Source organism: Sporosalibacterium faouarense, assembly GCF_016765695.1.
Taxonomy (GTDB): Bacteria; Bacillota; Clostridia; order Tissierellales; family VENL01; genus Sporosalibacterium; species Sporosalibacterium faouarense.
Genome location: NZ_JAETGO010000089.1, coordinates 33,139 through 49,011 on the forward strand (window position 1 = coordinate 33,139; position 15,873 = coordinate 49,011).

Below are 15,873 nucleotides of genomic sequence, written 5' to 3' on the forward strand. Positions count from 1 at the left end.
AAAATAACAAATAGGAAGAAGGTGTTCAACTGGTGGCTAAGAAGAATAATAGCTATGGAAATGAGAGTCTTTCTACCCTTGAAGAAAAAGAAAAGGTTCGACTGAGACCAGGTGTTATTTTCGGTTCAGATGGAATAGAGGGATCTAAACATACAGTAAGGGAAATTGTAGGAAATAGTAGGGACGAAGCCTCAGAAGGATGGGGAGATTTAATTGAGGTTACTAGGTTTAAAGATAAATCTATAGAAGTAAAGGATAGAGGTAGAGGTATTCCCATAGAGTGGAATTCAAATGAAGAAAAGTATAATTGGGAGATAGTATTTACTATATTATATGGTGGCGGTAAATATGATAATAATGGGGATAGCAACTATCAGTTTAGTATTGGACTTAATGGTTTAGGTACAGCTGCAACTCAATTTGCCAGTGAATATATGGATGTTATAGTTTTTAGAGATGGTTTTAAATATGAGTTGAATTTTTATAAGGGAGATAATGTTACTGAAAGTGAAAAGGGATACATAAAAAACAAATGTAATTATGAGCATACAGGTAGTATTATTAAATGGAAGCCTGATTTAGAAGTTTTTAATGATATAGATATACCATTATCCTTTTATCAAGATATATTAAAAAGACAAGCTATAGTAAATAAAGGTATTACATTTAAGCTTTATGACGAAGAGTCAGATAATACTTTCACTTACTATTATGAGAATGGAATCGTTGACTATGTTAAAGAATTGAGTGGAGATAAAGGTTTTACTGATGTTCAATATTATGAGCTAGAGACTAAAGGTAGAGATAGAGAAGATAAACCTAAATATAAAGTAAAAGTTGAGGTGGCATTTTGTTTCAACAATGAAGTGAATCTTCTTGAGTACTATCATAATAGTAGCTTTTTAGAGCATGGTGGCAGTCCTGATGATGCAGTAAAAAATGCTTTTCGGTATGAGATTGATTCTAAACTAAAAAGTGATGGTAAGTATAATAAAAATGAGAAAGGAATTAGCTTTACCGATATAGAAGATAGCTTAATTTTAGTAGCAAATACCTATTCTACAGTTACTAGCTACGAAAATCAGACTAAGAAGGCAATTACAAATAAGTTTATTAAGGATGCCATGAATGAATTTCTTAAAGAAAAATTAGAAATATATTTTATTGAAAATCAAATGGAAACTGATAAGGTTATTAATCAGATATTGGCCAATAAAAGAAGTAGAGAAAAGGCTGAAAAGACCAGAGTTGATATTAGGAAGAAGCTTAGTAAAAATGTAGATAATATTTCAAATAAGGTTGAGAAATTTGTTGATTGTAGAACTAAGGATAAAGATAGAAGAGAGATATTCATAGTTGAGGGTGATAGTGCCTTAGGCAGTACAAAAATGGGAAGAGATGCAGAGTTTCAAGCCATAATGCCTGTTAGAGGTAAAATAAGAAATTGTTTAAAGTCTGACTATAATAAGATTTTTAGAGATGATTTGATAATAGATCTTTTGAAGGTTCTAGGCTGCGGTGTAGAAGTTAAAACTAAACATCAAAATCTTGGAAATTTTGACCTAGACAATCTTAGGTGGAATAAGGTTATTATATGTACTGATGCAGATTATGATGGTTATCAGATTAGATGTTTAATACTAACTATGCTCTATGTTTTAACACCTACTTTAATTGAAAAGGGATATGTCTATATAGCTGAGTCACCTTTATTTGAAATAACAGAAGGGGATAAGACTTATTTTGCTTATTCAGAAGGAGAAAAAGAAAAGATCATTAAAGGAATAAAGGGAAAATACCATATGCAAAGAAGTAAGGGACTTGGTGAAAATGAGCCTGAAATGATGTGGGAAACAACAATGAATCCTGAAACTAGAAGATTAATACAAGTAACTCCTACTGATGCAGAAGAAACTAAAATAGCATTTGATTTATTCCTTGGTAATGACCTGGACGGAAGAAAAAAGTTTATTGCAGAGCATGGTCATGAGTATATTGATCTCGCAGACGTAATGTAAATAAAGGCACTAAGAGTTGAGAGGAGAATTGATTTGAGTAATATACAAGTTAATAGAATAGATGTAATAAATACTTTGAAACAAAACTATATGCCTTACTCCATGAGTGTTATAATGTCCAGAGCGCTACCAGAAATAGATGGTCTTAAGCCTTCCCATAGGAAACTATTATATACGATGTATAAAATGGGGTTGCTAAAGGGAGGTAGAACCAAGTCTGCAAATATAGTTGGGACTACAATGCGACTTAATCCCCATGGAGATGGTGCTATATATGAAACTATGGTTAGGCTCACTAGGGGTAATGAGACCTTATTGTTGCCTTATATAGATAGTAAGGGTAACTTTGGAAAGGTATATTCTAGGGATATGAGCTATGCAGCTGCAAGGTATACCGAAGCAAAGCTAGAAAAAATTAGTGAAGAACTGTTCAAAGATATCAATAAAGAAACGGTTGACTTTATACCTAATTATGATAATACAACAACTGAGCCAACTTTATTACCAACTACATTTCCAAACATATTAATTAATCCCAATATTGGGATAGCTGTAGGTATGGCATGTTCAATTCCTTCCTTTAATCTTAAGGAGGTATGTGAGACTACCATTAAATTCCTAGAAAGCAAGACTGGTAACATAGACCTAATGAAATGGTTACCTGCACCTGATTTCTCAACGGGTGGAGAGTTAATATATAATAAAAAGAAAATGGAGAGAATATATAATACAGGTAAAGGTAGTTTCCACATTAGAGGTAAATACACATATGATGAAAAAAATAACTGTATTGATATTACAGAAATACCATATACAACTACAGCAGAAGCAATAATTGAAAAAATCACTAGTCTTGTTAAAAGTAATAATATTAAGGATATAACTGATATTAGAGATGAGACAGATAAAAATGGTTTAAAGATTACTATTGATTTAAAGAGAAATTCTGATCCTGATAAATTGATGAAAATATTGTTTAAAAAAACACCTTTAAAAGACAGTTTTTCATGTAATTTTAATGTCTTAATAAATGGCAACCCAAAAGTTTTAGGAATTAAAAGTATTTTAAAGGAATGGGTAGAATTTAGAATAGGATGTATTAAAAGACAGCTTAGATATGATATAGATAAGAAGTCGGAAAGATTACATTTATTAAGAGGCTTAGAGAAGATACTTTTAGATATTGATAAGGCTGTTCAAATTGTTAAGGATACGAAAAAAGATAAGGAAGTAATTCCAAACCTGATGAAGGGTTTTGCGATTGATGAATCACAGGCTGAGTTTATAGCTGATATAAAGCTTAGAAACTTTAATCAAGAGTACATTTTAAATAAAACTAAGGATATTAAAGATTTAGAAGAAGAGATTAAGGATTTAACAGAAACCTTAAATGAAGAAGAAAGAATAAAAAATATAATTAAAGAACAGTTAAAAGAAATAATAAAAAAATATGGTAAGGATAGGAAAACAAAGTTAGTTGATGAAGATGATATCGAAAAGTTAACTGAAGAGCAAATGATTGAAGATTACAATCTAAAAATTTTCCTTAGTAATGAGGGATATTTGAAAAAAGTACCATTAGTATCTTTAAGAGGAGCAACTAAGCAAAAGTTAAAAGATAGTGACTATGTAATTCAAGAAATTGAAGCTACTAATAAATCTGAGTTACTATTATTTTCAAATAAACACATAGTTTACAAACTAAAAGGATATGATTTGGAAGATACAAAGACAAGTAACTTAGGGGATTACTTACCCAATATATTAGGACTAGATGAAGACGAAAGAATAATTTATATTACTGGAACTACAGATTTTAAAGGTCATATGCTTTTCTTTTTTAAAAATGGTAAATGTGCTAAAATTGATATGTCTAGCTATGAAACTAAGACGAACAGAAGTAAACTAGCGAATGCATATTCTAACAAAGAACCACTTGTATATTTATCTTTTATAGAAGAAGATAAAGAATTTGTTGCAATTAGTAGTATTAGGAAGGTATTAATTTTTAATACAGATCAAATTAATCCTAAAGGTACTAGAAGCTCTCAAGGGGTTCAGGTTCTTAAATCTAAGAAAGGTAGTACCTTAAAGGAAATAAAAGAGATTGATGATGTTAAATATGGCGATCTTGAATACTATAGAGGTAATATTCCAGCTATAGGAACTTACTTAAAAAAAGAAGATGAACAAGATACTGGAGAACAAATAAAACTAGTTTAGTTAATTTAGACACTGTAAAATTACAGTGTCTTTTTTGTGCTAATTTTTATTTTGGTAAAATTTTGATTTTAATAGTTTTTGGGTATATCATTATACATAGTAGAAATATTGCAGGTTGTAAATTTAATGTAATTGTTAATAATATAAAGAAATTAAGTTATTATAAAGGAGGATGAATATGGAAGGTGAAGGTGGGCTATTAACTGATTTTTTGCTTATTGCTTTACTAATTTTAATTAATGCTTTTTTTGCAGCATCGGAGATAGCAATTGTATCAGTAAAAAGAAATAGGATTGATTATCTAGCTAACACAGGAAATAAAAAAGCAAAAATACTAATGACTCTAATTAAGGAACCAAGTAGGTTTTTAGCTACAATACAAGTTGGGATTACATTTGCAGGATTTCTAGCTAGTGCATCGGCAGCAGTGAGTATTTCTGAGGTTTTATCAAATTTATTAGATAAATTTAATATACCTATTATTCAAGCATATAGCAGTCAAATATCTATAGTAGTTGTGACTATTCTGTTATCCTTTATTACATTAGTAGTAGGGGAGCTATTACCTAAGAGATTAGCTTTAGATAATACAGAAAAAATAGCTCTTTTTACAGTTACTCCAATTCAAATGTTTTCAAAAGTTATGAAACCATTTATATTTATTTTGACATCATCAACAAACTTTTTAGCCAAGATATTGGGAAGTAAGACGGACAATGCAGAAGAAAAGGTCACTGAAGAAGAAATAAGAATGATGGTTCATGTTGGTGAAGAAACAGGTGTAATAAAGGAAACGGAAACAGAGATGATTGATAGTATCTTTAAGTTTGATGATACATTAGTTAGAGAGGTGATGACACCTAAAAAAGATGTATTTGCGTTAAATATAAATTTTTCCAAGGAAGTGTTTCTTAATAAGCTCATGGAGAATCATTATTCTAGAATACCAGTCTATGATGAAGATATAGATAATATTATTGGTATCTTATATTTAAAAGATTTATTCTATAAAACTGGCAACAGTGAATTTCAAAAAGAAGATATAGATGGTATCCTAAGACCTGCATATTTTGTTCCTGAATCTAAGAATATAGATGTGTTATTTAGAGAATTGCAACTTAAGCAACAACATATGGCTATTATTATAGATGAATATGGAAGTGTGGCAGGAATTGTAACTATAGAAGACCTTTTAGAGCAAATAGTAGGAGAAATAGATGACGAGTTTGATGAGCATATTTTGGATATTGAAGAAATTGAAAAAGATACTTATATGTTAAATGGAATGACTTCAATAAAGCATATAAACGAGGAGTTAGATATTAAACTACCTGCATCAAGGTTTGATACAATTAATGGATTAGTTTTAGACATATTAGGCACAATACCACAAGAGGGATCAAAGCCAATAGTTAGATACAAGAATATAGAATTTAAAGTTGAAAAAGTTAGTGATAAAAGGATTGAGTTAATAAGAATAACAATTAGATAATAAAATTTAAAAATCTCCTTTATAACTTTGAAAAAAAGATTAGTTAGTCTAGAGTGGTTTATACTCACTTTGTATTGATATATTTTTTTCTTAAGGTTTGATAGGAGATTTTTTTATTATTTTGTAATGGGACAAAGAAAAATTCAATATTCATTCTATAAAGATATTTTTCATGATTATGAAGGGGGAAGAAAATTGACTAAGGTAATTGTTATTGGAGGCGGATGGGCAGGTTGTGCAGCTGCAATTAGCGCTAGGAAAGCTGGTGCAGAGGTTATAGTTATAGAAAGAATGGACATTTTACTAGGTTTAGGAAATGTAGGTGGATTGACTAGGAATAATGGAAGATATACTGCCGCAGAAGAATGTATCTTATTGGGAGGGAAAGAATTATTTGATATTACTGATAGGTACTCCAGACATAAGAATGTAGATTTTCCAGGTCATAAACACGCTAGTATTTACGATGTAAACTTTGTAGAAAGTGCAGTGACTGAAAAAGTAAAGCAAATGGGTATTGAGCTTATGACAAATACAAGAGTTACTAATGTTGTCATTACAAATAATCACATTGAGGCCTTAAAATTAGAAAAAGGAGATATAATAAAGGGTGATTCCTTTATTGATACCACAGGGTCAACAGGTCCAGTAAATAATTGCTATAAATATGGCAATGGATGTGCAATGTGTATTTTAAGATGTCCTGCATATGGAGGAAGAGTAAGTATAAGCGAAAAATGTGGAGTGCCGGACATGATAGGGAAAAGAAAAGATGACACTTTTGGATCCTTTAGTGGTTCCATAAAGATAAAAAAAGAAACTTTAAGTAAAGATATTCAAGAAGAATTAAATAGCAATGGAGTGGTTGTAATTCCTTTACCTAAAGAAGAAGTTAATTCAAGAAAGCTTGATATAAAAATATGCAGACAATATGCTACAAAAGAATATGTTGAAAATATAGTGTTATTAGATACGGGCCATGCAAAATTGATGGCACCTTTTTATCCTATACATAAGCTAAGAAAAATAAAAGGGTTTGAAAAAGTTAGATTTGAAGACCCTTATGCTGCTGGAATTGGCAACTCAATAAGGCATATGTCGGCAGCACCTAGAGATGATTATATGAAGGTTGATAACGTAGATAATCTCTTTACAGCTGGAGAAAAAAGTGGCTTTTACATAGGTCATACAGAGGCTATCGTTACAGGTTATTTGGCTGGAAATAATGCTGTTAGGCATATTGTTGGTAGGGATAAGCTAAGAATACCAAGTTCTACTGTAATAGGTGACTTTGTTTCCCATTCAAATTCTGAAATGAGAAAAGATGGAGGAGATAAAAAGAAATTTACTTTTGCAGGTGCAGATTATTTTGAAAGAATGATGGAATTAGACTTATATACTATAAATGCAGATGCTTTGAGAAAAAGAATTAAGAGTGAAGATTTATTGAATATATACAACGAGAAATTAATATAATGTTTTGTGATTTTAATCAAATACATTATGAACTAATAGATATATTATAAAGATAAATTATATATGGAGGGATACGTATGATAAATTTACCGAATTTAAAAAGGCAACATAAAGAAGTGTTAGAGATAGTAAAGTACATAGAAGAAAAAGTAAAAAATAATAATATTACTGATAATGCCATGGAGTTAGCTAAAAATAATAACATATTAGCAGGCAAGTTAAAATTTCATTTAAAGGAAGAGGATAATAATCTTTATCCTAATTTAATATCAAGTGAGGATGAAAAATTGAGAGAGTATAGCATAGAATACTCTACTGAAATGGAAGGTATTTTTGATAACTTCATGTCATATAAGAATAAATATAATACAAAAACAAAGATTCTAAAGGATGAATCAAGATATATAAAAGACACCAATAAAATTATAGGTAATCTAAAAAAAAGAATATTAAAAGAAGATGTTCATCTTTATCCAATATTAGAAAAAATTCAATAAAAAAAGGTTATCTATTGAAAAAAGCAAACTTCTCAATAGATAACCTTTTTAGATTTATAATATTGCACTGAATTACTTATCTAGTTATCAAATATAAAATTATAGCTTATCATAAAGATCTTGTAGTGACTCTAAGTTTTCAGAAGAAACGGATAAAGCCTCCTTTAGGTCACTTAAATCATACTTAAGATGCATAACCTCATCACTATTTGTTTCTTTTTGTATTTTTTCTTGGAGAATAACAATCTCTTCCCTAAGACTAGATATTTCTTTTCTGATATTAGCAATATTTTCTTCAATATGTTCCTTTGCTTGAGAAATATTATTTTCTTGAATCAATTTCTCTATTTTAGTATTTAACTTGTCAATAGACATATGAACCTCCTTGTAAGACACTATATAATCGTGCCACTTTATGTATATATATCTTATAGGGTTAAGTATACCCATGATATCAGAAAAATCACTCTTGTGCAATATAAAAAAAGTATTGTTAAATAAATAGATTATAATGATAAAAAATAAAGAATATTTTATTTGTATATGATAGTAAATTATTCAAATAGATTGTATGGTATAATATTCTTAAAAAGAGGGGAGATTGCTGATGCCTATAAACAAAATCAAGCAGCCTAGTATTTTAAATGTGGACAAGAATATTAGGTTAAGAAAAACAGAGGAATCAGAGTGGATAACAGCTTTACCTTGGTATGAGAATCCCAGTGTACTATATTATTCAGAAGGTATAGAGGATCTTGAAAAAAAATATAATTTAGATACTATAAAACGGATGTATAAATATCTTTCAGAAAATGGAGAACTATACTTTATAGAGTTTTTAGAAAAAGATAAGTGGACTTCAATTGGTGATGTAACTCTTTCAGAAAATAATTTTCCAATAGTTATAGGAGACGAAACCTATTGGGGGAGAGGCATAGGTAAAAAAGTAATTGAAACTCTCTTATTAAGGGCTAAGAATATTGGAATAAGTAAAATATATATACCAACTATATATAAGTATAACGATAGATCTAGAAACCTATTTACTTCTTTAGGTTTTAAAAAAGTATCTGAAAGTGATAAAGAAGAGTCTTTCCAATTGGAATTAGACAACTACTAATAACTAAAATTTTTAAGATACAGGAAATTAAGTAAATTAGAGATTCTAAGAAAACTAAAAAAATGAAGATATTTAACAAAATATAGAAAGAAGATGAGAAATCTTGAAAAGAGAAGAGGATAAGTCTTTAAGTATAACTGAAATGATGGAAATGTCATATGAGCTTTGGAATAAAAATAAAGAAAAATGGTCCCCCATGGAGCCTGAATATGGAAAAAATTTCATTCTTTATATGATTGAAGAATTAGGTGAAGCGATAGCGATAATAAAGAAGAAAAAAGAAGAAGAGATAATGAACAATGAAAAAGTGAGGGAAAGATTTATAGAAGAGATGGGAGATGTACTCATGTATTTTATAGATACCCTCAATAGATATCACATTTCACCAGAAGAATTTTCTCGAGTATATAAAGAAAAATTTTATAAGAATATGAAAAGAGATTTTACTAAACAATATAAAGAGTACATATGAAAATATTACCATGGCAATAGTTAAATTTTGATAAAATGTACCATGTATTTCGGAAAATTCATAAAATCACTTGACTTTTTTAAGAATTTGTAATAATAATTAATTAAGTCGACTATATATAACAAATTTAGAAACAATATGACAAAAACCTCAAAATAACACATATGTTTATAGTCGAAAACTGTAGAATTATATTTTGGTTATAGGGGGATAAGTATGAAAATTTTATCATTAGGACAAAAGCTTAGGAGGCTAAGAAAAGAAAAAGGATTAACTCTAGAAGCTTTAGGCGGAAATCATGTTTCTAAAGCTCACCTAAGTATCATTGAGAACGGGAAGGCAAGTCCAAGTATTGAGTTACTAAAATATTTATGTAATAAACTAGATGTAGATTTAGAATTTTTATTAGAGACAGAAAAAGAACAAGCATTGCGATTTACTGGGATTCTATTAAAAGAAATGGAACTTAGTATAAAATTAAATAAATTGGAAGATGCAATGAAGGCATATGAAGAAATACAGCAAATTGCAGTGGAATATGATCTTTTGGATGTTTTAGGTGAAAGTAATATGTTGCTGGCTCAATGCTTTATTAATTTAAAGGATTATGAGCAAGCGTTGAGTTATACACAAAGAGGGATATATTACTCAACTAAGGGTAACAATGACTCAAGAATTATTACAGGTTTTACTCAAGAAGGAGATATCTATAAAATCCAAGAAAATCATAGAATAGCTATTCAAAAATATAAACAGGCACTTAGCTTTTATAATGATTTAAAGCACGAAGATCTTGAGTTAAAGGTTAGAATACTTCATAGTTTATCATCTTGTTATTATAAAATCAATAGTAAAGAAATGGCATTTAAGTACGTTGAAGAAGCACATAAAATAAATGAAATAATAAATAATCCTAAGGAATATATTGAAAATTTGATTACTTACTCCCACGATTATGTGTTAAACAGAGAATACAATAAGGCTAAAAAGACACTTATAAAGGCACAAAATTTATTAGAAAATGAAGAGCAAGATTATGAAAAAGGATATATTGAGTGCAATCTTGGAGCCATATATTTAGAAAGTGAAGAATATGATAAAGCTCTTAAACACTTACAAAAGTCAAAGGATATAATGGAAAAAAATAAAATGGAACAGTTGCCGGAAGTGCTATATCATCTTTATGACTATTACTTGAAAAAAGACCAATTAGAGAAGGCTTTTGAGCAATTAGGTCATGCTATTAGATTTAGTGATGAAATGTGTCTTATAAATTATAAGATTCAAGGATTGAAAATATACATAAATTATTATTTAAAACAAAATAGATATGAAGAGGCATCTGAAAAACTACTAGAATTATCAGATACTTTAAATAATATAAATAATAAAAATGATCTTATGAATACTTATCTAAAACTTGGTAATGTATTTAGTGTTATAGGAAAAAGAGATCAATCAATGATGTACTTTACAAAAGCACATGATATAAGTAATTTTTAAATCGGGGTCACCCCGATTTTTTATTGCAATTAATAGGTATGACTTTTGTCTTAATGAAATGGGCATAAATATAAGGTATAATAATATGGATATGTGAATTATATTATATGATCTAAAATGAATTAGGGGGAAAATGATGAATTTAAGATTACCTTTGGATGTAGATATATTAATTAATATGATATATAAGGAAGGTTATGAAGCTTATGCCGTTGGAGGATGTATAAGAGATAGTATTTTAGGAAGAACTCCTAATGATTGGGATATATGCACAAGCGTAAAACCTGATTTTTTGACTAAGCTTTTGGAATATAAGGGGATAAAAGTAATCCCAACTGGATTAAAGCACGGTACTATTACTATATTGTTAAATGAGGAAGAGTATGAAATTACTACTTATAGAATTGAAGGTGAGTATGAGAATAATAGAAGACCTAAGCATGTAAAATTCACACAAGATATAGTGCAAGATTTAAGTCGTAGAGACTTTACAATAAATTCTATGGCCTATAATGACAAGAATGGATTAGTAGATCCCTTTGGTGGAAGATTTGACTTAAAAGATAAATTAGTAAGAACAGTTGGAAATCCCAATAAAAGATTTGATGAAGATGCCCTAAGGATTTTGAGGGGTATTAGATTTGCTACTCAGCTAGAATTTGTTATTGAATCAAATACACTAAAATCTATGGAGCTTAATAGACATTTATTGTCAAGTATTAGTGCTGAAAGAATAAGGGAAGAGTTAAATAAGATAATATTGTCTAGAACTCCTTCAAAAGGATTTAGGCTTTTAAAGGATACTAAAATATTTAAATATATAATCCCTGAAATGCAAGAAACATTTGATTTTGATCAAAAAAATCCTCATCACCATAAGGATGTTTTTAATCATACAATGGATGTTTTAGATAATACTGAAGAAGATTTGATTCTTAGACTAGCAGCTCTATTACATGATATTGGAAAGCCTAGCACATTTAGTGTCGATACTGATGGGATTGGGCATTTTTATGGGCACCATATGGAAAGCATGAAAATAGCCCAAAACATATTGAAAAGACTTAAGTATGATAATGAAACGATAGAAAGAGTCTCTATTTTGATAAAGGAGCATATGACAAAACAAGACTTAGTGACGGATAAGGCCATTAAGAGATTTATAAATAGAGTAGGAGAAAAGGATTTAGGTAGACTATTTAAGCTTCAGAAAAGTGATATTACAGGTTCCAACCCTCCATATGATTTCACTTCTATAGACAATATAGAAAAAAAGTGCAAAGAGATATTAGATAGAGAAGATCCTTTAACTGTAAGGGATCTAAGGATAAATGGATATGATTTAATTGATTTAGGAATTAAACCAGGGGAAAAAATGGGGATTATACTTGACAGTCTGTTAGAAATTGTTTTAGAATACCCAGAAAAAAACAATAAAGAAACTCTATTAAGAATTGTAAAGGATGATTTAACTTAAATTATTAATTATCAAATTTCTAGAAAATTTATCATAACAAATGTTATCATAAATGATAACTAAATCATAATATGCAAAATTTAAATAATTTAGTGACATACTATAAAGTAGAGTAAAAATAATACTATAAGGAGTGTGACTATGAAGGAGTTATTTGTACCAGATTTCTATGCTGACTCAATATTTGATATTGATTTAAGTAAATTACAAAAACAAGGAATACAATCTCTTATAATTGATATAGATAATACCCTAGTAGCTTGGGATAAAAAAGAAGCTCCTGTATCTGTATTAGAGTGGTTTGGTAAACTAAAAGAGATGGGTTTCAAACTTTGTCTTGTGTCTAATAATACAGAGGACAGAGTAGTAAAGTTTACTGAGGATATTGATATAGATGCAATACATAAGGCTAAAAAGCCAATTAAGGCACCTTTTAGAAAGGCAATGAATAAAATGGGATCTGATTTAGACAATACTGCTGTAATTGGAGATCAAATCTTTACTGATGTTTTAGGTGGCAATAGGACTGGTTTATATACAGTATTGGTGGTTCCAATTGAAGGAAAAGAGTATTGGTGGACAAAATTCGTAAGAAATATAGAGAGACATATCGTGAGAGGGTTAAAAAAGGGTGAGAATAAAAGTAGGATTAACTAAATTGATGAAAAAAAACGAAAAAAATTATTAAAAAGAAGGACATTTTAATATGCTAGTAGAATTAATCTATTAGTGGGAAAAGTAAATGTAAATAGGACTTTAGTACTAAAAAATGCATAAAAAGACAATTTTCTTATAAATTGAGCTTTATTAGTGGGTGAATATATGGTTAATAACAAAAAGATGAGATTAGGAGACCTATTGGTTTCTGTTGGTAAGATAAGTGAAGAACAGTTGATGGAAGCTTTAAAAGAACAGAAATCTACAGGAAAAAAAATTGGAGAATTATTAGTTGAAAAGGGGTATGTTACTGAATTAGATATAATTCAAGTATTGGAATTCCAATTGGGAATTCCTCATATAAATTTGGACAAGTATTATATTGATCCTGAAATACCACGATTGATAAATGAGAATTTGGCAAGAAGAAGCGTTCTTATACCTATTAAAAAAATTGAAGATACCCTAACAGTAGCAATGGCAGATCCTCTTAATATATTTGCAATAGATGATGTTAAAATATCAACAGGGTTACAGGTAGAGCCAGTAATTTCAACTAAAGAGAATATTGTAAATGCCATTGATCAATATTATGGTAAACAAAGTGCTGAAAAAGCAATTGAGGATTTTAAGAAACAATATGATATGGATAATATTGAAGACTTGGATGATGATATATTAAATGAGATCAATAATGCACCGGTTGTTAGACTTGTTAATTCAATAATAAAGCAAGCAATTAAGTCAAAGGCTAGTGATGTGCACATAGAGCCATTTGAAGATAAAGTGAGAGTAAGGTTTAGAATAGATGGAGAACTTCAAGAAATAATGTCACCAGCTAAATCTACACACTCAGCCATTGTGACTAGAATAAAAATAATGGGTAAAATGAATATTGCTGAAAAAAGGGTTCCACAGGATGGTAGAGTAGAGACTAGTATAGATGGAAGAGAAGTTGATTTGCGTTTGTCAGTTTTACCAACAGTTTTCGGAGAAAAGATTGTTATAAGGTTGTTAGATAGAAGTAGCTTCTTATTATCAAAGAAGCAGCTTGGATTTACGGATACAAACTTAACTCGTTTTAATCAAATGTTAAGGAATCCTAATGGTATCATATTAGTAACAGGACCAACTGGTAGTGGTAAAACTACTACATTGTATACAGCCCTCAGGGAATTTAATAGTATTAATAGGAATATTATAACTGTTGAAGACCCAGTGGAGTATAGGTTAGATGGAGTTAACCAGGTACAGGTTAATGTAAAAAGTGGATTAACCTTTGCAACAGGTCTTAGAGCTATTTTAAGACAAGATCCAGATATAGTTATGATTGGTGAAATTAGAGATAGAGAGACTGCTCAAATTGCTGTAAGAGCAGCTATAACTGGACACTTAGTGATTAGTACAATGCATACTAATGATGCACCTTCAACTACAGCAAGATTATTGGATATGGGAATAGAACCATATTTGATTACTTCTTCAGTTGCAGGAGTAGTTGCTCAAAGACTAGTAAGGAAAATATGTGATAATTGTAAGATTGAATATAAGCCTACAGAATCAGAAAGAAATCTACTAGATATAGATGAAAATATTTTGCTTTATAAAGGAAAAGGATGTAGTAAATGCTATAATACTGGGTATAAAGGAAGAATGGCTATACATGAAATTTTACATATGACCAATGAAATTAAAGATTCGATAAGTATAGGAGCTAGCGTGAATTCAATTAAAGATAGTGCTATAAAACAAGGAATGATTACCCTTGAGGATAATTGTAAAGAACTAGTAGCTCAAGGAATTACAACCGTAGAAGAATTATTAAAAGTGACTTATACACTAGAGTAGGTGATTAACATGATAACTATGAAAGAACTATTGACAAAGACAGTTGAATTAAATGCATCAGATCTTCATATTTCCGTTGGCACACCGCCAATTATTAGAATTAATGGTCAGTTAAATAGATATGGAGAAGAAATCCTAATGCCAGATGATAACTTAAGATTAGTAAAAGAGATTGCCAATGAAGAACAGTTTAGTTCTTTGGAAGAGAAAGGCGAAATAGATATGTCAATTTCTCAAACGGGCTTAGGTAGATTTAGAGTTAATATTTTTAAACAACGGGGAACCTATGGTATGGCAATAAGGTCCGTTGCCTTGAGTATACCAACTATTGAGGAATTAGGGCTTCCTCCAATAATAAAAGAGTTTTCTAGAAAACAAAGAGGGCTAATTCTTGTAACTGGTCCAACTGGAAGCGGTAAGTCAACTACTTTAGCTTCGATGATAAATAATATTAATAGAGAAAGAAACTGCCATATATTAACTTTAGAAGACCCTATAGAGTATCTTCATAAACACAAGAAGAGCATAGTAAATCAAAGAGAAATTGGGAGTGATTCTAAGTCTTTTGCAAATGCTTTAAGATCAGCATTAAGACAAGATCCAGATGTAATTTTAGTTGGAGAAATGAGAGACTTAGAGACCATGGGAATAGCTATAACTGCAGCTGAAACGGGACACCTTGTATTATCTACATTGCATACAATTGGAGCTGCACAGACGGTAGATAGAATCATAGATGTTTTTCCAGCCCATCAAAGACAACAAATTGTGATGCAGTTATCTACTGTTTTAATAGGTGTAGTATCTCAACAATTACTTCCTAGAAAAGATGGAAGTGGAAGAGAATTGGCAATGGAGAGAATGGTAGCTACTACAGCTATAAGAAACTTAATCCGTGAAGGGAAAACTCATCAAATACAAACTGCTATTCAAACTGGAACTAAATTTGGTATGAAGACCATGGATAATTCTATTATCGATTTATATAGAAAAGGGCTGATTTCAATGGATACAGCACTAACATATGCAGTAGATAGAGATTTAGTAAAGAGATATATAGGATTATAATACTATAGATGGAAAATGAGAA

Annotated in this window: 13 protein-coding genes; 12 read left to right on the top strand and 1 reads right to left on the bottom strand. The window is 29.8% G+C overall.

Annotated elements, in window-relative coordinates; genetic code table 11:
* The first annotated feature begins 32 nt into the window (after nt 1-32).
* From JMO20_RS16665 to JMO20_RS16685, 5 genes are all read left to right on the top strand, one after another.
* On the top strand, nt 33-2,018 hold the full coding sequence (locus JMO20_RS16665; protein WP_202710843.1) for a toprim domain-containing protein: 1,986 nt from the start codon (nt 33-35) through the stop codon (nt 2,016-2,018).
* 33 nt (nt 2,019-2,051) lie between these two features.
* Nucleotides 2,052-4,241 carry a DNA gyrase subunit A gene (locus JMO20_RS16670; protein ID WP_279380165.1) on the top strand — a complete coding sequence of 730 codons (2,190 nt, stop codon included), beginning with the start codon at nt 2,052-2,054 and terminating at the stop codon, nt 4,239-4,241.
* 178 nt (nt 4,242-4,419) lie between these two features.
* Nucleotides 4,420-5,733, top strand: a complete 1,314-nt coding sequence (locus JMO20_RS16675) for a hemolysin family protein (protein ID WP_279380166.1) — start codon at nt 4,420-4,422, stop codon at nt 5,731-5,733.
* A gap of 195 nt (nt 5,734-5,928) precedes the next feature.
* Complete coding sequence (locus JMO20_RS16680) at nt 5,929-7,209, top strand: FAD-dependent oxidoreductase (RefSeq protein ID WP_243414813.1); 1,281 nt, start codon at nt 5,929-5,931, stop codon at nt 7,207-7,209.
* A 77-nt stretch (nt 7,210-7,286) separates the two neighbouring features.
* A complete protein-coding gene (locus JMO20_RS16685) occupies nt 7,287-7,706 on the top strand; it encodes a hemerythrin domain-containing protein (RefSeq protein WP_202710846.1) in 420 nt (139 codons plus the stop codon).
* A gap of 99 nt (nt 7,707-7,805) precedes the next feature.
* On the opposite strand, the gene JMO20_RS16690 is transcribed toward JMO20_RS16685, so the two are convergent.
* Nucleotides 7,806-8,081, bottom strand: coding sequence for a hypothetical protein (locus JMO20_RS16690; RefSeq protein WP_202710847.1), 276 nt, complete (start codon nt 8,079-8,081; stop codon nt 7,806-7,808).
* 232 nt (nt 8,082-8,313) lie between these two features.
* Between JMO20_RS16690 and JMO20_RS16695 the strand changes: the two genes are divergently transcribed.
* From JMO20_RS16695 to JMO20_RS16725, 7 genes are all read left to right on the top strand, one after another.
* Nucleotides 8,314-8,826: a GNAT family N-acetyltransferase gene (locus JMO20_RS16695; RefSeq protein ID WP_202710848.1), complete on the top strand. Its 513-nt coding sequence runs from the start codon at nt 8,314-8,316 to the stop codon at nt 8,824-8,826.
* Nucleotides 8,827-8,929: 103 nt separating this feature from the next.
* Complete coding sequence (locus JMO20_RS16700; RefSeq protein WP_243414814.1) at nt 8,930-9,298, top strand: MazG nucleotide pyrophosphohydrolase domain-containing protein; 369 nt, start codon at nt 8,930-8,932, stop codon at nt 9,296-9,298.
* Between the two features lie 216 nt (nt 9,299-9,514).
* Nucleotides 9,515-10,801, top strand: coding sequence for a helix-turn-helix domain-containing protein (locus JMO20_RS16705; protein ID WP_202710849.1), 1,287 nt, complete (start codon nt 9,515-9,517; stop codon nt 10,799-10,801).
* A gap of 136 nt (nt 10,802-10,937) precedes the next feature.
* Complete coding sequence (locus JMO20_RS16710; protein WP_207753538.1) at nt 10,938-12,278, top strand: CCA tRNA nucleotidyltransferase; 1,341 nt, start codon at nt 10,938-10,940, stop codon at nt 12,276-12,278.
* A gap of 126 nt (nt 12,279-12,404) precedes the next feature.
* Complete coding sequence (locus JMO20_RS16715) at nt 12,405-12,935, top strand: YqeG family HAD IIIA-type phosphatase (RefSeq protein ID WP_341534053.1); 531 nt, start codon at nt 12,405-12,407, stop codon at nt 12,933-12,935.
* Nucleotides 12,936-13,100: 165 nt separating this feature from the next.
* Complete coding sequence (gene gspE, locus JMO20_RS16720) at nt 13,101-14,783, top strand: type II secretion system ATPase GspE (RefSeq protein ID WP_202710851.1); 1,683 nt, start codon at nt 13,101-13,103, stop codon at nt 14,781-14,783.
* A gap of 9 nt (nt 14,784-14,792) precedes the next feature.
* A complete protein-coding gene (locus JMO20_RS16725) occupies nt 14,793-15,851 on the top strand; it encodes a type IV pilus twitching motility protein PilT (RefSeq protein ID WP_207753539.1) in 1,059 nt (352 codons plus the stop codon).
* The last annotated feature ends 22 nt before the right edge of the window (nt 15,852-15,873 follow it).

Coding starts and splice junctions, on each gene's coding strand:
- JMO20_RS16675 (WP_279380166.1), top strand. CDS start 4,420: ATGGAAGGTGAAGGTGGGCTATTAACTGATTTTTTGCTTATTGCTTTA.
- JMO20_RS16685 (WP_202710846.1), top strand. CDS start 7,287: ATGATAAATTTACCGAATTTAAAAAGGCAACATAAAGAAGTGTTAGAG.
- JMO20_RS16690 (WP_202710847.1), bottom strand. CDS start 8,081: ATGTCTATTGACAAGTTAAATACTAAAATAGAGAAATTGATTCAAGAA.
- JMO20_RS16695 (WP_202710848.1), top strand. CDS start 8,314: ATGCCTATAAACAAAATCAAGCAGCCTAGTATTTTAAATGTGGACAAG.
- JMO20_RS16705 (WP_202710849.1), top strand. CDS start 9,515: ATGAAAATTTTATCATTAGGACAAAAGCTTAGGAGGCTAAGAAAAGAA.
- JMO20_RS16710 (WP_207753538.1), top strand. CDS start 10,938: ATGAATTTAAGATTACCTTTGGATGTAGATATATTAATTAATATGATA.
- gspE (WP_202710851.1), top strand. CDS start 13,101: ATGGTTAATAACAAAAAGATGAGATTAGGAGACCTATTGGTTTCTGTT.
- JMO20_RS16725 (WP_207753539.1), top strand. CDS start 14,793: ATGATAACTATGAAAGAACTATTGACAAAGACAGTTGAATTAAATGCA.